This window comes from Bombella sp. ESL0385, from assembly GCF_009725755.1.
GTDB classification, from domain to species: domain Bacteria; phylum Pseudomonadota; class Alphaproteobacteria; order Acetobacterales; family Acetobacteraceae; genus Bombella; species Bombella pollinis.
This window is the reverse complement of record NZ_WNIJ01000004.1, coordinates 71,251-88,834: the sequence shown is the minus strand read 5'-3', so window position 1 is coordinate 88,834 and position 17,584 is coordinate 71,251. Positions and strand designations below refer to the sequence as shown.

The window sequence follows — 17,584 nt, the reverse complement described above, 5'->3', positions numbered from 1 at the left end:
ATAACCTGAAGGTCGTAGGTTCAAATCCTACCCCCGCATCCAATAAATACCACACACAAATCCCAGATAAATCCCTAAACCTACACACCACTAAAACATAGCCTTGCCTCTGTGATAAGCTTATCCCGCATTGCAGGTCAGTAAAATCTGATGAAGCTTACTCTTGTATAAACACAGTATAAGTTTTCCTTATTTAGGTTATCACTTGCTAAAATAGTGAGTTCGATCCTTTTTGATTTTAAGTATACCCTATAAGAGTGTTGATTTTATTTTGTTTTCAGGAATAGTTTATAGAGTGAGTTCTAATAAGGAATAGAGATGATGGAATATATGATAAGGGGCACGCCCGTCTGGTTTGATTATCAGAGGGGCGTTATTCGTGGGCAAAAGCAATGGCATGAAACAACATTCTTTTCTCATAATCAGGGTAACTCCTTTTCGTCTCGTAATGTGGGAAATGGAGATTGGGGGGTATCGTCTTTTATAAGGCGGTATCAAACCTTTTGGATCGTTTCACCCAATGGGAAGGAAGTGCATGTTGGTAATATAAAGTTTAAATGTCGGGATGGACAGGAAGCTATTTTGATACGGGGAGGGAAAAAGGGAGACCCTAACAGCACGTATTTGATGCTGTATAATATTAATTCGCAGCAAAGTGCTTATTTTGGGATAAAATCCATTTTTATAGCAGGTGATTATGTTAGATTTCTTTTTAGGGAGTTCATATTATATGTAATTTTATATGTTATTGCGTTATTAATTTCAGATTTTGTTATTTCTATAGGGGGAGATGTTATTTTTCTTTTAGTATCTCTTCTAATGATCATAAAAATATTTATACGTCTTCTTGTTTGTAGGAAGGAGACTAATTCAGCGTTAACCGCGTATTTGCATGATGTTCTTAAAAAAGAAGGGATATCAATGTGATGTGTTTGCTCTTTTCTGGACATATATAAGGGCTGTGAGTAGGTTTGTTACTAATATGGAGCGATGTGTCAGGGAAGATGTTGAGATGAAAAAACTTATCTATCTATTGGGCCTTATTCTTTCATTAAGTGCCATGCCAGCGCAGGCTGATGGTATGTTTAAGATTGCGGCGGCGGATAATCAGCCCTCCGGTTTTGGGACAGAGGCTAGCGCGCTGGTGGTTGTGGAGGTGTATCGCATCTCCGTACCAGCAGAGAAAGCACGGGCGAGTATGAAGGATATTCGGCAAGCCTTGGGTTTGGTGCAGACCTTTAGGGCTCTTCCTGCTGGGACGACCTCTATTACGGCGGCAACTAAAGAGGAGTTTTGGAAGGGCCGGAACATGCGTGAGCGTGTTTTTATCAATATGATTCGTAATCAAGGATATGACATAGAGAAAGTGGCAGAGGATGTGACGCCCTTTAACACATTGCCTGTACAGATGTCCGACAATAATAAAGGTAAGATTGATAGTTCAGAGATGGCTTTTAGCTTCGATGCACAAGCATTTAAGGCAGAAGATAAAAGCGTAAAGCTTACATTTAACGCCTCAGCGAAGCCCTTTAGCGAGAGTGATCAGTTTTTCAGTAAGCAATATACGTTTAAATTGAAGAATGTAGAGACCGGGTACGCGTTTGATAAACCAAAAGAATCATCCAAGCTTGGGGATCGTAATATTTTTGTCTTTTCAATTACGCCCTTTTTGATGGATAGTTTTCTCTATCCTGTTCAAGCAAAATAAATACATAATGGGGAGAGGGTATGATGCAGTCTGTTATGGAGTGGCCTGCTAAAAGCCCTCTCCCTGATAGCGATGTTGAGCATCCCGCGCTTTATCATCTCCTTGATGTCGCAGCAGTGGCGGAAGTGCTTATTGAGCCTTTCCCCTTTTCACCGCCTCTTAAACAGGCTTTTGTAGCTCTTGTTGGGTTGCATGACCTCGGTAAGTTTAGCGAGAGCTTTCGCGCTATGTTGCGGGAGGGGATAGCTCAGGAGTTTCGGCATTGGGAACTCACAGAAATCTTCCTGTATGAAAAAGATGAGTATTTGGAGGAATGGCTTGGTGGTGAGGAGGATGTCCGGCGTTGTTTATACGCGTCCATAGCCGGGCATCATGGTCGTCCTCCGAAAGTGAGTCTGCAAGGGGATAAGTATGATGAATGTTTAGAACAATTTGGTGAGGGAGCGGAGAGTGCGTCGGAGGTTTTAGAACTATTCCGTACGCTTTGGCCTGAAGCCTCTTTAGCGGAGCTGAATGAGGAGGATGCTATCCGCCTATCATGGTGGTTACCGGGTTTCTGCACAGCGGCGGATTGGGTTGGGTCGAACACATTTTATTTTCCTCCGCTAGCCCCGGGGTTGGAGCCGCAAGTATACTTAGAGAAAGCCCGTGAGACAGCGCGTAAAGCTGTGCAGGAGGTAGGGCTTGGCAGCACAAGCGCGCGGGATGAGGCGTTATTTTCCTTTGCGCTGCGTCCGCTACAAACCGCGTGTGTTGATGTGCCTTTGCCGGATGGTCCTAGTTTGGTCATTTTGGAGGCAGAAACTGGGGCAGGTAAGACGGAAGCGGCATTGCTTTTGGCGCAACGTATGGCTTTGGCTGGGAAGGGGCGAGGGTTGTTTTTTGCCCTCCCCACTATGGCAACGGCCGATGCGATGTTTGAGCGTGTTAAACAAAGCGTTGGTAAGATGTTTGACAAGCCAACCCTTACCCTTGCGCATGGGCGGGCGGGTCTTTCGGTCCCTTTTCAAGATTTAGTGTTGGGGCAAAGCCGCACGGGCGAGGATGTACCACATGATGAGGCTACGAGTTCTGCATGGTTGGCCCATGATAACCGGCGCGCTTTGTTAGCAGATGTTGGTGTCGGGACGATTGACCAAGCGTTGTTGTCGGTTCTCCCCGTGCGGTTTCAAACATTGCGGCATTATGGCTTATCCTCAAAAATTATAGTGGTGGATGAGGTTCACGAGATGGGTGAGCCTTATATCGCGCAAGAGCTAGTGGCTTTGTTGAAAATGCATCGGGCGATGGGGGGCTCGGCCATTTTATTAACGGCGACATTGCCTTTAACGTGGCGGGAAAAATTACTGGCCACATATGGTGGTGAGGCGCAGTCTTATGCCTACCCCGCGATAACCGTAGCAGGTGGTGAGGCCGTTACTGCTTTTGCAGCGGATGAACGTCCCCAAAAAGGCCCGGTAAAGGTAGAGCGTCTCGGCACTATGGATGAAGCCGTACATTATCTTGCTGAATGTGCGGCAAAGGGGGCGGCTTGTGTATGGGTGCGCAATGCGGTTGATGATGCTATTGCCGCGGTAGAGGCTTTGCGCCAGCAAGGGATAGAGGCGCGGCTTTTGCATGCGCGTTTTGCGTTATGCGATCGTAAGTGTTTGGAGCATGAGGTTCTCTCCCGCGTGGGGCGTGATGGCACTGGGCGTGACGGGTTTATTTTGGTCTCGACACAAATTGTTGAGGCATCGTTAGACCTAGATTTTGATGTCATGGTCTCGGACCTTGCGCCTATGGGCTCTCTAATACAGCGTGTCGGGCGGTTATGGCGGCATATGGACCGTCGTCCTGCCGCAAATCGGCCCGTGCCCGCACCAATCTTGAAGGTTCTTTCACCTGACCCTGCGGTGATAGAGGGCGAGCGTTGGCTACAAGGGGCTTTGGGTAAGGGGGAATGGGTGTACCCCCTGCCTGATATGTGGAGAACGGCCTCTGTTTTATTCCGCACGGGGCAAATTGAAGCTCCAGAAGGCTTGCGGAGCCTTATTGAGGCTGTCCATGGGGATGAAGCCGAGCCGGTACCGCCCGTTTTAGAGAATGCGGAAAATGAAAGATGGGGCAAGGATTCAGCGGCTAATAATTTAGCTTATCAAAATATTGTCGCTTTAGGGGATGGCTATCGTAAGGCTGGCAATGGAGCGGATGATGCGTGTTATCCGACACGTCTGGGTGATGAGACGAGAACATTAATGTTAGCGCGTTATACAGAGGCAGGCTTACGCCCTTGGGCGCAGGCTGATGGCAGTACCAATGGTGATGAGAAGGCTTTATGGCACTTATCGGAGCTTTCTGTGCGGGTTGCTAAAGTAGCGCACCTTGAATTGCCAGACCAAGCTGCCCCAGCGATTCAGGCTATTAAGAAAGACTGGCCTCAATGGAGGCAAGCCAGCGTTACGCTATGCCCTGTGCAGGAGCCTGAAGGCGATATTTGTGCGGGACTGCATTATGACAGAGATAACGGGTTAGTATTCTACAATAAAGAGGATGAAAAGAGATAGTATTTATTATCAACTCAGCGTTGTGACTATGTGGCTATCGCTGGGTAAGATTTCTCTTTACGGTTAGTTTGAATAGTTTGTGAGGGCTTAGCGTTGTTGAATCTCATCACGGATCCGTGGATTCCTGTAAAATGTAAAGAGGGCCGCCGGGTGATTGCCCCGTGGCAAATAGCGGAGAGTGATGTACTATTCCCCGATTGGCCTAGGCCTGATTTTAACGTTGCGTGCCTGGAGCTATTAATTGGGCTTGTTTATATGGCAACCCCGCCTTCTGATAAGAAGGATTGGAAGGCACGTACAAAGCCCGACCCGGAGGGATTAAAGACCGCGTTGGAGGCTTATGCTCCGGCTTTCTTTTTAATGGGGGATGGGCCGCGTTTCTTGCAGGATTATGACAAGCTTGATGGTGCGCCTAATCCTGTTGATATGTTATTTATCGATAGTGCTGGCGGCCAGACGATGCGGAAAAATCTGGACCTTATGGTCCACCGGCATCGATATAAGTGTTTGACGTTGCCAGAAGCGGCCATGGCTCTTTACACCTTGCAGGATTTTGCGCCTGCTGGTGGTGCGGGGAATCGGACCTCTATGCGTGGTGGTGGCCCGCTCGTGACGATTTTAGACCCCGGCAAAACATTGTGGGATTTAGTGTGGTTGAATGTGCCATTCGGCCAGCCTTCTATGATGAAGGACCTCCCGTGGATGCGCCCGACTCGAACATCAGAGAAGGGGAAGGGGCCTGTACGGCCTAATGATGGTAAGGATGAGAAGGCTCCTCCCTTTACGGTTGAAGCCTTTTTTGGCATGCCCCGCCGCCTACGTCTTGTAGGGGATGAACAGGGGATAACGGGGGTTATCCAAAAACCTTACGGGACGAATTATGAAGGGTGGCAGCATCCTCTTAGTCCTTATTATCGTATGAAGTCCGGAGAAATGCCACTTCCCCGGCACCCGCGTGCGGGGCGGTTTGGGTACCGTAATTGGCTGGGTGTCCTTATTGTAGGGAAACCTTCTCGTGAGGATGAAGAGGGTTTAGAGCATCGGGCTTTAATTCTTCAAGAATGGGACGGGATGGACAGACCAACAGGGAAGCAAGTGTCTGTTATCGTCGCGGGTTGGGCTATGAGTAATATGAGCCCGCTAGATTTTATTTTTTCACGTCAACCAATGCAGATTTGTTCGGCTGAAGCGGTAAGGCGTGTGAAACGTTTCATCGAGGCCGCGGAGATGGTGGCCTCTATGCTGCATCAGGCTTTAGCGTCTCTTTTGGATAAAGGGGAAGCGCGTGACGCGCAGCGGGAGGAGTTTTATCTCAAGACGGAACCGGCTTTTTATGAGCATTTTCGCGACATAGCCGAAGGTGGTAACCCTGCCGAGGCGTGGTTGGGTGAGATGCGGGATCAAGCTTTGTCTCAATTTGATGTCTTAGCCAAACCAGGACTCTCTGAGCGTGGCATGAAGGAGATGAAGGCGATCGCAGAGGCGCGGAAGTTCTTGAGCATAGCGTTACATGGCCATGGCAAAAAAACAGGGGCTTCATTGTTCCAGAAGTTAGGTCTTCCTGTTCCTACAACAAAAGCGCAGAAGAAGGGGCAAGCGGCATGAGTGAGAAACGATCAATCGGGGAGGAAATTTTCCAATGGTGGAGGAATTATATCGCCCCGCGCGTGCAGGGCCAGTCTGAGGATGAGGCGGAGGGTAAAGCCCAAAAAGCGGGTAGTCGTGACGCACGGCAAAGTGCAGCGCGTGCCTTAAGTGCGCGGTTACGCCGCAGTACATATCCTGATATTTTGTTTGAGCCGACCGTCTCTAGGCTGGTTGTTACGCTGGGTTTAGGAGAGCATCAGCTAAAGCCTTTTGCTCAGACGCTGCATGTTATTAGCTTTGTGCGTCACAATGTGCCCGATAGCTTAGCAAAGCGGTTAAAGGGCGCAGATGAAACCCCTGTGATGTCGCATATGCGCTTTAAGCAATTAATCACGGCAGAGAGAGATGAGGTCGCGTCTTTATTGCGGCGTGCCGTCACTTCGGCGGATGAGAAATGTAATGTGGCGCGCCTTGCAGGGGATATGATGTTTTGGGGCGATCAAACGCGTACGCGCTGGTGTTTGGACTATTTCGGGGTTCCGTTTGACTCTGAAAAGAAGGCTGAGCCTAGCCAAGCTTGAGTTTCTGTTTTTACCTGATGGATAGAGTGAGTGTTTTAGCATGACTGTTTTTGTACAATTCCACCTTTTGACGACATACGGCCCATCTAATCCTAATCGTGACGATATGGGGCGGCCGAAGCAGGCTGTGATTGGTGGTGAGACGCGTTTGCGGCACTCCTCACAATCGATCAAGCGCGCGTTGCGGGAGAGTGCCTTCTTTGCGGAGAATCTTGCGGGTCATATGGGGGTGCGGACGAAGCGTCTTTACGGTAAGTTGGTCGAACATTTGGTGAAGAGTGGCATCAAAGAGGCGGTTGCTCATAAAACTGCTGAAGAGGTTGCGGGTATTTTCGGTAAATTAGAATCTGCAGGGAAAGAGTCCGGCGATAAGCTTGCTACGACACTAGCTTTTATTTCTCCAGAAGAACAGAAATTGGCCTATGAATTGGCTGAATCTGCGGCTGCAGGTGAGAAATTACCGAAGGATAAAGACCTTAAAAACCGGGTTCTTCGGAATGCTGATGGTGCGGTGGATGTGGCTATGTTTGGACGTATGCTGGCCTCTGATGCGGACTTCAATCGGGATGCCGCTGTGCAAGTGGCTCACGCTTTTACGACGCACCGGTCTATAGAGCAAGAAGACTGGTTCTCTGCGGTGGATGACCTCAATAAAGCAGATGAGACGGGGGCCGCGCATATTGGCGAGACCGGTTTTGGCTCTGGCGTATTCTATCACTATGTCTGCGTGAATGTGGACCTTTTGATTGAAAATCTAGCGGGTGATAAAGAGCTTGCTGTTAAAGCGTTGGAGGCCTTGGCAAAAGGTCTAGCGCAAGCGACGCCTAGCGGTAAGCAGAACAGCTTTGCTCATCATCCACGCGCTCATTACATTTTGGCAGAGCGTGGCGAGCAAGCCCCGCGTGATTTGTCTGGTGCCTTCTTTAAGGCTGTGGAAGGCAAGGACTTGCTGGGTGAATCCGTTACGAAATTGGAAGCTACCCGTGAGGCGATTGATAGAGCCTATGGTCCATGCTGGGAGGCAGAAGCTAAGCTGCATGTTGGTCATGATGATGGCGCGACATTGGAAGAGATTGCTGCATTTGCAGGCGAAGCCGCGCGGGGTGCGTGATGTCTTCTTATCTGGTGTTTTCGCTCGCAGCCTCTCTTGGGGCGATGGGCGAACTTGCCGGGCATGAGCGGCGCGGGTCGCTGCTCTGGCCCGGTCGCTCCGCCCTTATTGGTTTGATGGGGGCAGCTTTAGGCATTCCGCGTGATGGTGATTTCTCGCTGTTAGATGCGTTGAAGATTGATGTGGCGATTTTTGCAAGCGGTGAGGGGGTGCGGGATTTTCATACAATCCAAGCTGTGCCATCCGCTGCGGTGAAGAAGCCCAATTCGCGCCCGGAGGCTTTGTTAGCTGCGGGGGACAAGGTAGAGACGAGCATTACGCTGCGTGACTACCGGGCGGGGGTGTTCTATGGCATCGCCGTACAGGGTGAAGGCTTGAAGGTTATAGAAGCTGCCTTAAAGAAGCCGTGTTTTACGCTCTATTTAGGGCGGAAATCATGCCCGCTTGCTGCACCACCACACCCGCAAATCGTAGAAGCGGATACGGTGGAGGACGCTTTGGGGCATATAATAGTGCCGAGGGTGCCACATTGGTTTTCGTCCTTTGGGGAGGAGGGCAAATTAGAGGCACGCACCCTCGTGGTGGATGGCGCGCATAGTGATGAACACGCCCCGCGTGAGATTGTGCATGATGTGCCGTTAGACCGGCAACGCTGGCATTTTGCTGCGCGCGAGGTTGCTCTGCGCTCGGTGTCGATTAAGGCACAAATAGCCGGAGAGACAAAGGGGGAGGCGCGCTAATGGAGTGGTATTTAAGCCGTATTCGCCTCTCGCGTAGTCCTGTCGTGCGTGTTTTGGAGGATACGTTAAAACAGCCCGATGCGGGACACAGGCGGTCTGCTCAGCATAATATGTTATGGTCTGCTTTTGCGACAGACCCCGACCAAAAGCGGGATTTCCTCTGGCGGGCAGAGAGCGATGGGAGCTTTATCACTTTATCGCCGCGCCCACCACGGGATGATAATGAGCTTTTTGAAAAACCGGTGGTCAAGCCTTTTGCCCCTCAGTTGCAGGCGGGGGACCGGTTGCGCTTTCAACTACAAGTCAACGCAACACGGATGAAGCGTGATACGGGCAAGCGTGTTGATGTTGTGTTGGATGCGCTTTATCCCGTGGCGAAAGAGGAACGAGCAGCAAAGCGTATGGGCCTTGCGCAGCAAGAGGGCCAAGCATGGCTTGCCCGCCAAGGTGAGAGTGCTGGCTTTGTGTTGGAAAATATGCAGGTTGAGGATTACCGTGTGGAGCGGCTGCCACGTTTTGATAAACGGCGTGGCAAAGAGCAGCCAGAATTCGGTATCTTGGACCTGACAGGGCAGTTAGAGGTCACGGACCCTCAAGCTTTTTTGGAGAGGATGGGTAAAGGCTTTGGCCGCGCAAAGGCCTTTGGGTGTGGGCTTATGCTCATCCGGCGGGTTATATGAGTGGGGCGGGGAAGGGTGGGTTACCCGGTCTTGCCCCGCCAAAGCCCATCCCGCTTAAAGACCGTGCTTCGCTCATCTTTGTTGAGCGTGCCCAACTTGATGTGCTGGATGGTGCCTTCGTTGCTGTGAATGCAGATGGCACACGGACGCAAATCCCCGTTGGTGGATTAGCAGGTATTATGCTGGAGCCGGGGGCGCGTATCTCTCACGCAGCAGTATGTTTAGCCGCGCGTGTGGGGACGCTCATCACATGGGTAGGTGAGGCGGGGGTACGGTTATATTCGGCTGGCCAACCCGGCGGAGCGCGGTCTGATCGCCTGCTCTGGCAAGCAAGTTTGGCGTTGAATGACGAAGCGCGTTTGCGCGTTGTGCGGGAAATGTACAAGCTGCGCTTTAAGGAGGACCCACCAGCACGGCGATCGGTCGAGCAATTACGCGGTATTGAGGGCGCGCGCGTGCGGGAAGGGTACGCTCTTTTGGCGGCACAATATGGCGTGAGCTGGAAACGCCGCTCTTATGACCGGAAAGATTGGGATGGCTCCGATATTCCTAATCGATGTCTTTCCGCCGCGACAGCGTGCTTGCATGGTTTGTCCGAGGCCGCTGTATTGGCCGCTGGTTATGCCCCAGCGGTGGGGTTTCTCCATAGTGGGAAGCCGCTCTCCTTTGTGTATGATGTGGCTGATATTTTTAAGATGGATACAGTCATACCAGAGGCTTTTCGCATTGCGGGTAAAGCAGAGCGGGGCCGGTTGGATATGGCACCAGATCGTGCCGTAAGGCTCGCTTGCCGGGATAAGTTCCGCAAAGAGCGTTTGTTGCAGAAGATTATCCCTACCATAGAGGAGGTTCTCTCCGCTGGTGGCTTGCCTCGGCCTGACCCTCCGCCAGAGGCCGTACCCGTCGCGTTTGAGGATGAACCTTTTGGCGACCCCGGGCACCGCTAATGCTTGTTGTCGTGGTTACGAATGCTCCGCCACGCTTGCGTGGTCGTCTCGCCGCTTGGTTGGTGGAGATACGCGCTGGTGTTTATGTGGGTGATTACTCCGCTCGCACACGGGAGATGATATGGGAGCAAGTGCTCGCTGGCTTAGGGCTGGGAGATGCTGTCATGGTCTGGCATGTGCCTAACGACCAAGGCTATGCCTTTCGCACCGCAGGGCGGAACCGCCGCATGCCCGTTGATTTTGATGGGTTAGAGCTTGTCTCGTTTCGCCCGGAACAGGAGGGAGGTGATAATTCTTAAAATATAATTTATGTTGGTACGCTCTTTGACAATTGAAAAAGATTTATAATACAGTTGGTTTTAAGAAGTATGTTCCCCGCCCCCGCGGGGATGAACCCCCCGCCCCCGCGGGGATGAACCGCGCCGGGGACTGACATGCTCGTTCGTTTTGCAATGTTCCCCGCCCCCGCGGGGATGAACCGCTTGTTCGGGTTAAGGCGTGGACACAAAAAGAATGTTCCCCGCCCCCGCGGGGATGAACCGATACCTCCCAAGCCCAGCAGCAGCGGAGAAAAATGTTCCCCGCCCCCGCGGGGATGAACCGGAGGAGAGCATTTCTGGATATAGAAATGAGAGATGTTCCCCGCCCCCGCGGGGATGAACCGCACGTTATTTGAGAATAACTATAAACCAGCACATGTTCCCCGCCCCCGCGGGGATGAACCGGGAGAGTGTCATAGGGCCAGACGGTTGCCAGAATGTTCCCCGCCCCCGCGGGGATGAACCGCCTATAATTCCCGCCGCTATTAAAAAAATACCATGTTCCCCGCCCCCGCGGGGATGAACCGTTGACACAATATTTGACCGCGGGCCAGGTTTCATGTTCCCCGCCCCCGCGGGGATGAACCGCACGTGAGGCCACGGGTGAGACCCATCTTGACATGTTCCCCGCCCCCGCGGGGATGAACCGTTTTGAAAACATCGCATACCTTTTCAACTTTCATGTTCCCCGCCCCCGCGGGGATGAACCGCTCAAATATTCTTTAGAGGGGTGTGGAGGCGTATGTTCCCCGCCCCCGCGGGGATGAACCGTAATGCCTTGACATTTGCCCGATGACGTGCTAATGTTCCCCGCCCCCGCGGGGATGAACCGCAGCGGATGTGGAAGACCTTGTTTGTATTATGATGTTCCCCGCCCCCGCGGGGATGAACCGATATCCGAAATATCTCTAAACATATCAATAAAATGTTCCCCGCCCCCGCGGGGATGAACCGGCTAAAAAAGCACTGGCAGAAGAAATAAGGAAATGTTCCCCGCCCCCGCGGGGATGAACCGTTACGGGAATAGAACGATTCTTAAGAGCATTAATGTTCCCCGCCCCCGCGGGGATGAACCGGTAATCAGTCGCCTCCCCAAAAGTTTCGAAAGATGTTCCCCGCCCCCGCGGGGATGAACCGCGCGCCGCCTCTGCTTCTTAAACCTTGACTTTATGTTCCCCGCCCCCGCGGGGATGAACCGCTAGTACGTTTTGCACAACGTTGCGTCAAATTATGTTCCCCGCCCCCGCGGGGATGAACCGAGCCCACGCCCATGCACCCGTCCTTCACATTAATGTTCCCCGCCCCCGCGGGGATGAACCGTTTGGCAGTTCGTTGCTCTTGTCAGTTCGGCAATGTTCCCCGCCCCCGCGGGGATGAACCGGGAGAATAAAATAAAACCCCCGGATAATTAATATGTTCCCCGCCCCCGCGGGGATGAACCGCGGCACCACGTTCCGGAAAACCGGCATATCGTATGTTCCCCGCCCCCGCGGGGATGAACCTCAGGGTAAGGCTACCACGAACCCCCTTGAGATATGTTCCCCGCCCCCGCGGGGATGAACCGGCGCGGCCTTTCTGGATTGAGACGAGCAACTCATGTTCCCCGCCCCCGCGGGGATGAACCGGAAAACCTCGATTAAATGCCGTTTTAGCATGAATGTTCCCCGCCCCCGCGGGGATGAACCGATTGGGAAATATTATAACGGTTGCTATCAGACATGTTCCCCGCCCCCGCGGGGATGAACCGGTTCTGGATACAAAGAGGCCGGCGGCTAACCAATGTTCCCCGCCCCCGCGGGGATGAACCGCTATCGCAAGAATAAAAACCGTTGCAAGCGACATGTTCCCCGCCCCCGCGGGGATGAACCGGACGGCGTTATTTACGCATTCGTAACAACCCCTATGTTCCCCGCCCCCGCGGGGATGAACCGTCCCTTTGGCAGGGTCTGCTTTCTCTCCGGGGATGTTCCCCGCCCCCGCGGGGATGAACCGGCCGTCTCGTTCAGGAACTTGGCCATAGACAAATGTTCCCCGCCCCCGCGGGGATGAACCTTGTCTGTCTTTTTCAAAACATTTATTTAGAATATGTTCCCCGCCCCCGCGGGGATGAACCGGGGGCATCACAACGCCATCCTGCCTGTCTCCCATGTTCCCCGCCCCCGCGGGGATGAACCGCGTAAAGATTTTCATACGTTACGGGAATGGAAATGTTCCCCGCCCCCGCGGGGATGAACCGTATTTCCGGGTATAGAAATGAGAGTGAAGAAGATGTTCCCCGCCCCCGCGGGGATGAACCGGCTGCCTCGCACGTTTCAAGGCAGTTGACCCGATGTTCCCCGCCCCCGCGGGGATGAACCGCCGCAGCGCGACTTTATCTACAAATTGTTGGAATGTTCCCCGCCCCCGCGGGGATGAACCGGCCCCATCTATCCTTACTAATGCTTATGAAGCATGTTCCCCGCCCCCGCGGGGATGAACCGAGTAAAGCCCGCCTTTCCACCGCAAAAAGGACATGTTCCCCGCCCCCGCGGGGATGAACCGAAAATCACGAAACTCTTGCGGGCGATTTTTCTATGTTCCCCGCCCCCGCGGGGATGAACCGCGGGCGCATTAGGTTTCAAATCTGCCCATTTTATGTTCCCCGCCCCCGCGGGGATGAACCGTTCTTTTGATGGAGGGTCTTTTTCTAAAAACAATGTTCCCCGCCCCCGCGGGGATGAACCGGGCGGGGGGTTGCTTGTTAATTCTCTTGATTGATGTTCCCCGCCCCCGCGGGGATGAACCGAGGTAAATTTTGCTTGCAACGTCTAAATCACTATGTTCCCCGCCCCCGCGGGGATGAACCGGTCGGGGACGCTGCAAATATTCGCATTGCCGCATGTTCCCCGCCCCCCGCGGGGATGAACCGGACCTTGTGCGTAACAGTCTTCGCAGTAAATGATGTTCCCCGCCCCCGCGGGGATGAACCGTCCGCCAGTGTGCGGCCTGATTTCTCAGCCGCATGTTCCCCGCCCCCGCGGGGATGAACCGACGCCCGGAACAACGCCAGACGGACGCCACTAATGTTCCCCGCCCCCGCGGGGATGAACCGGTCATTCTGGCAGCTCCTGCATAGTATCAACAATGTTCCCCGCCCCCGCGGGGATGGATTGTGATGCAGTAGTTTTTTAGAGATTGGGGGCCGGTATCCCCCGCTTTTGCGGGAGACACCGGTGCTTCAGGCGTTAGGGGCCGCTCTGAAGTCACCCACTGATTAGACGTTTGTAGGTCCAGTGGAGAGATTGTTTTTTAACTGAAGCGATCTTTCCACTCCACGTATTATGGTTCCGCAAGTCATACCTTTCAAGATTTGTTTGCTGCGTTCTTGCACATAAATCGTGAAGGTCGATCTTTTGACCCTTTGGGATCTGGCAGACTCATTTCCCCGCCTTGCGGGGATACTTACCTAGGGTCGTTGCTTCATCGTCAGTTGTGACGGGGTGTGGGATTTGGCCGCCAAAGCCATTCTAGGGCTTCTGGGAGGGTTTGGTCTATTGTGGGGCCATCGACATGCTGGGCGTTGCGTGAGATGATAAATTGATACGCATAGCCTTTTGCCGCAAGGACACGGGCGAGATTTTCGCCAGCGAGGACCCAATCATGCATCCCATCAGGCATAGGGTGCACGGGGTAAAAGAGGTCTTGGTCGCCCATCTCGTACCAAATGCGTAAAGGCAGGCGTGGGCTTGCTGGGATGAGGGCCGCGCCGGGGTGGGGTGGTATAGCCTGCGGCGTGCCTGCCCATGGGGAATGGAGCTGCCAGCCCCCACCGGGTAGAGCGGGGTTATACGGCCATTGTTGATTCACTAAAGAGGGAGAATAGGCCAGGACCCGATGGTACAGCGTGGGGCGAAACCATGCCATGGCAAAGGCTGCGGCCCCGCTAGAGCTAAAGCCCATGGTCGCGCGGTCATCAGGGTTATGGGAGAGATGGAGGTGAGCCTTTGCCTCTACAAGAGGGAGGATATGGGCCTCGACCCAATCGGCATAATCGCCGGACATCGTATCATATTCGCGCCCGCGTTCGCTGCCTTGGGCATCACCCCCGCCGGAACCAACACCAATGATGACCATCGGGGGGATGCGATGCGCTTTGATGAGGGCATCAACCAAAGAGAATAGGTCATGCCCCGGATAAATACCGTCATCGCCTGCATCACCAAATATGAGAAAGGGGAGGGGATGGTCTGTTGGTGTATGGGGCGGGATGTAAATATCAACGCTACGGTGCCAAGGGGCGGGATGGGCACCGGGGACGTCTAGGCGTGAGGGGTCGCCTGCGTGGCTGGTGGACATATTGCGAACCCCCGTTGCGCAAGGCTCTGCCTCATCACGGGCGATGCCGGGATTATAGCCGCTTTTAGGAGAGGATGAGAGGGTAAGGCGAATAAAGCGGCCTTGTGCGGGTTGGGTGTTGTTCCACTCCGCAGGGAGTGTGTGGGTAGGGCCTAAGATGTAATTACCGTTTTTGGTGAGGGGTGGGAGTGTGGCATCGGGGAGGTCGGTCGCAGGGGGATAAAGTGGGTTATGCGGGTCATGAATGGGCATAACACCGCTGCCGCTTAAGCCGGATGTATCGATATAGAAAGGTTGGGTGGGGTCTGTCGTGTTGGCGTGCGGGGGTTGGAGGGCGTCTAGCGGCATACAAGGGCCTGCGATAGCAAGTGCAGGGCATAAGATGGCCAAAGCCAGCACGGCTCTTACAGTGAGAGCTAACAGAGAGATGGGGGCGTGTGAGCGGATGAACATAGCCCCACGCTATCATAAATTGGGTCAAAACATACAGGCCCCGTTCGTTATACCGGGGCCTGTGGGTGAGGGGTTACGCGGGTTGATGTGTGTGGATGAGGGTAGCGAGCTGGTCGTAATCGTCTTGCGAGACACCTTGCAATGGGCGTGGGAGCGCACCCGGCCCTGCTAGATTCATAATCTCCGCAGCAGAGGCGATAACGCGTAGTGAACCATTATAACGGGCACTCATAGCCCAGAAAGGCGCGAATATCGCCTCAATGCGGGTTATTTCAGCCTCATTTTTAGCAAGGGCCGCATCGGTGAGGTGCCGGGCTAGACGAGGGAACAAGCCGCCCCATTCGGAGTACCATATGTGCGCGCCATGCATGAGGGCTTGGGCCGCGGTTGGGTCGCCACTAATGCCGGGGGTGATGCTCTCTGGTAGGGTGGGGAGGAGGCGTGCCATCCGTGCAGCAGCTTCCTCAGCGGTGGGGGAGCCGCTAGGGAGCTTAATGGAACGGACATGCGAAAGTTTGCAAATATGCTGCATTAACGCATCGGAGAAATGGAACTGCGTTGTACCGGGCGTATCATAAACAATGAGCGGGACGGAGACATGGCGGTTGACAGTCTCATAAAGTGTAAAGACCTCTTCATCTCGTAGGGGAAAGTAGCTCATAGGGGGGAGAAGAAGGGCTTTTGCCCCGGCTTTTTGGGCATCTTCAGCAAGTAGGAGTGTATCGCGTAGATGAATAGCTCCAATGCTGACAAGGACGGGGATGCTACCCGCATGGCTGACGGCCAAGCGTGTTAGTTTTTCCCGCTCCGTGCGGGTGAGGAAGGCATAACTTCCCGTAGAGCCGAGGGCCCCGATGGAATCCACTTTGGCCTCCACCAACCGGGTGATGAGGGCAGCAAAGCGTGCCTCATCGGGTTTGTCCTGTTGCATAGGGGTAATGGGAAAGGCACTCAGGCCGTGGAAAGAGATGCTCATAAGTTATCCTCATGATGAGACAGAATGGGTGCGTCATCATGCTAGAGAGGCCGTGTCACGGTATAGAAGGAATGTGACCTTATTTGTTTTATAAAAGCGGTGCGGGGGTAAGTGGAGGTATGGTGGGGTCCTGACGATAGCGGCCCGGTGTGGTGCCAAAGGTCCGGTGGAAGAGCCGGCCCATATGGCTTTGGTCTGCAAAACCCGTATTCATGGCCGCTTGCACGTTGTTTATCCCTGTGCGGAGTTGCGCTTTAGCCTCGTTTAATTGGCATAGAAGCCGAAAAGCCTGCGGGGTTACGCCGTATTGGCGTTGAAAGCGGCGGGAATAGGCCTCCCGACTCATTCCAGCTTCTCGCGCAAGGGTTTGGATAGAATGAAGGGGGGTGCCATCCTGCATAGGGAGGGGTAAAGCCGGTGCGGGAATGATGGTGATGTGAGTGGGGCGTTCCCCAACAGATTGTTGGAGGAGGGCCGCGCAATCGGCTGGGTCGTGATAACGGTGGGGTGTGAGATAGAGATTGAGGCATAATGTGTCCCCAGTGCGGGCAGGGTCATCATCACGTGAGAGATGCGGTGTACCAGCGGGGATGAGCAAAGCCTGCCCCGCTGTAAGAGTGACGCTGCGATGAGGAAATAGGAAATGACGACACCCCGTTAGGAGGAAAGCGAGTTGGTCTTCTTGATGAAAATGCAAGGGGAGGGCCAGTTTTGCACCATATGCCATGCTCATCTCCCGAATATCAGGGTGATGTATGCGCCGATAATGCCAAAGTGGCCCAGAGGATGAAGAAGATGACGGGGTGAATGAAACAGGCATAGCAGCGCGTATGATACTGAGGGGAGCGTGGGAGCGTCCAGAGGAATGATGTGGACTGACCAGTCTATTTCAATTCTGGACAGATAGGCTTGTTTTTGATAGGGGATGAAAGCATGACAGTGGCAGAGAAGCATGTACAAGCGCGCCGGCGTATTTTGGAATCGGCCCGCCCGCTTATAAGCCAGCGGGGATTTTCCGCTGTGGGGTTAAGCCAAGTTTTAGAGGCGGCGCAGATTCCTAAGGGCTCCTTCTATCATTATTTTGAATCGAAGGAGCATTTCGGTGCGGCATTGTTAGAGCTGTATAATGAGCAATATCTCCAAAAGCTGGATGCTTTGATTGCCGAGCGGGGCAAGACGGGCTTTGAGAAATTATCCGCCTATTGCCAATGCTGGGTGGACGCGCAGCAACATGGCTGTTTGAGTGAGAAATGCCTTGTCGTTAAATTAGCGGCAGAAGTCTCCGACCTTTCCGAGCGCATGAGGTTGATTTTGGAGGAAGGGACAACGGCCATTATTGCGCGGCTTGCCTGCATGGTGGAGGAAGGCCAACAGGATGGGACCATCACAAAGGCTCTGCCTGCGCGTTTAGCGGCATCTGTTGTGTATCAAACATGGTTGGGGGCGACCTTGCTTGTGAAGGTCACGCATAAACAAACCGCTTTTGAGGATGCGTTTGTGGCAACGCGGCAGCTATTAGCCTCCTAATAGGGTTATTAATATGAGTTTTTTGTAATGAGAGGGTTTTTTAAGGATGCCCCCCTTTCATTTTCGAGATGAC

The 17,584-nt window shown here is 53.3% G+C and carries 14 protein-coding genes and 1 CRISPR repeat array; of the genes, 11 read left to right on the top strand and 3 right to left on the bottom strand.

Annotation, left to right across the window (positions count from 1 at the left end; translation table 11 throughout):
• Positions 1–318: 318 nt before the first annotated feature.
• The 10 genes from GM557_RS08515 to cas2e all read left to right on the top strand — a co-directional run bounded on the left by GM557_RS08515 (position 319) and on the right by cas2e (position 10,199).
• On the top strand, positions 319–927 hold the full coding sequence (locus GM557_RS08515; protein WP_155573913.1) for a hypothetical protein: 609 nt from the start codon (positions 319–321) through the stop codon (positions 925–927).
• Positions 928–1,012: 85 nt separating this feature from the next.
• Positions 1,013–1,708, top strand: coding sequence for a hypothetical protein (locus GM557_RS08510; protein ID WP_155573912.1), 696 nt, complete (start codon positions 1,013–1,015; stop codon positions 1,706–1,708).
• A 20-nt stretch (positions 1,709–1,728) separates the two neighbouring features.
• Positions 1,729–4,254 (top strand): CRISPR-associated helicase Cas3', encoded by a 2,526-nt coding sequence (cas3, locus tag GM557_RS08505; protein ID WP_230880656.1) that lies wholly within the window; start codon positions 1,729–1,731, stop codon positions 4,252–4,254.
• 93 nt (positions 4,255–4,347) lie between these two features.
• Entirely contained in the window at positions 4,348–5,859 is a 1,512-nt protein-coding gene (gene casA, locus GM557_RS08500) for a type I-E CRISPR-associated protein Cse1/CasA (protein ID WP_155573911.1), read from the top strand.
• A complete protein-coding gene (gene casB / locus GM557_RS08495) occupies positions 5,856–6,422 on the top strand; it encodes a type I-E CRISPR-associated protein Cse2/CasB (RefSeq protein ID WP_155573910.1) in 567 nt (188 codons plus the stop codon). The genes casA and casB overlap by 4 nt, the downstream gene beginning before the upstream one ends.
• Positions 6,423–6,462: 40 nt before the next feature.
• Positions 6,463–7,533, top strand: a complete 1,071-nt coding sequence (cas7e, locus tag GM557_RS08490) for a type I-E CRISPR-associated protein Cas7/Cse4/CasC (protein ID WP_155573909.1) — start codon at positions 6,463–6,465, stop codon at positions 7,531–7,533.
• Positions 7,533–8,273, top strand: coding sequence for a type I-E CRISPR-associated protein Cas5/CasD (gene cas5e / locus GM557_RS08485; RefSeq protein WP_155573908.1), 741 nt, complete (start codon positions 7,533–7,535; stop codon positions 8,271–8,273). Before cas7e ends, cas5e begins: the two co-directional genes overlap by 1 nt.
• A complete protein-coding gene (cas6e, locus tag GM557_RS08480) occupies positions 8,273–8,953 on the top strand; it encodes a type I-E CRISPR-associated protein Cas6/Cse3/CasE (RefSeq protein ID WP_155573907.1) in 681 nt (226 codons plus the stop codon). Before cas5e ends, cas6e begins: the two co-directional genes overlap by 1 nt.
• Positions 8,950–9,900, top strand: coding sequence for a type I-E CRISPR-associated endonuclease Cas1e (gene cas1e, locus GM557_RS08475; protein WP_099027480.1), 951 nt, complete (start codon positions 8,950–8,952; stop codon positions 9,898–9,900). Before cas6e ends, cas1e begins: the two co-directional genes overlap by 4 nt.
• A complete protein-coding gene (gene cas2e / locus GM557_RS08470; protein WP_155573906.1) occupies positions 9,900–10,199 on the top strand; it encodes a type I-E CRISPR-associated endoribonuclease Cas2e in 300 nt (99 codons plus the stop codon). Before cas1e ends, cas2e begins: the two co-directional genes overlap by 1 nt.
• Positions 10,200–10,291: 92 nt before the next feature.
• Positions 10,292–13,066: direct repeats of the CRISPR family, unit length 29 nt; unit sequence ATGTTCCCCGCCCCCGCGGGGATGAACCG.
• A 619-nt stretch (positions 13,067–13,685) separates the two neighbouring features.
• On the opposite strand, the gene GM557_RS08465 is transcribed toward cas2e, so the two are convergent.
• From GM557_RS08465 to GM557_RS08455, 3 genes are all read right to left on the bottom strand, one after another.
• Positions 13,686–15,008, bottom strand: a complete 1,323-nt coding sequence (locus GM557_RS08465; RefSeq protein WP_155573905.1) for an esterase family protein — start codon at positions 15,006–15,008, stop codon at positions 13,686–13,688.
• Between the two features lie 73 nt (positions 15,009–15,081).
• On the bottom strand, positions 15,082–15,984 hold the full coding sequence (locus tag GM557_RS08460) for a dihydrodipicolinate synthase family protein (protein ID WP_155573904.1): 903 nt from the start codon (positions 15,982–15,984) through the stop codon (positions 15,082–15,084).
• Positions 15,985–16,072: 88 nt separating this feature from the next.
• Positions 16,073–16,804 carry an AraC family transcriptional regulator gene (locus GM557_RS08455; protein WP_155573903.1) on the bottom strand — a complete coding sequence of 244 codons (732 nt, stop codon included), beginning with the start codon at positions 16,802–16,804 and terminating at the stop codon, positions 16,073–16,075.
• Between the two features lie 113 nt (positions 16,805–16,917).
• Between GM557_RS08455 and GM557_RS08450 the strand changes: the two genes are divergently transcribed.
• Positions 16,918–17,511: a TetR/AcrR family transcriptional regulator gene (locus GM557_RS08450; protein WP_155573902.1), complete on the top strand. Its 594-nt coding sequence runs from the start codon at positions 16,918–16,920 to the stop codon at positions 17,509–17,511.
• Positions 17,512–17,584 lie beyond the last annotated feature (73 nt).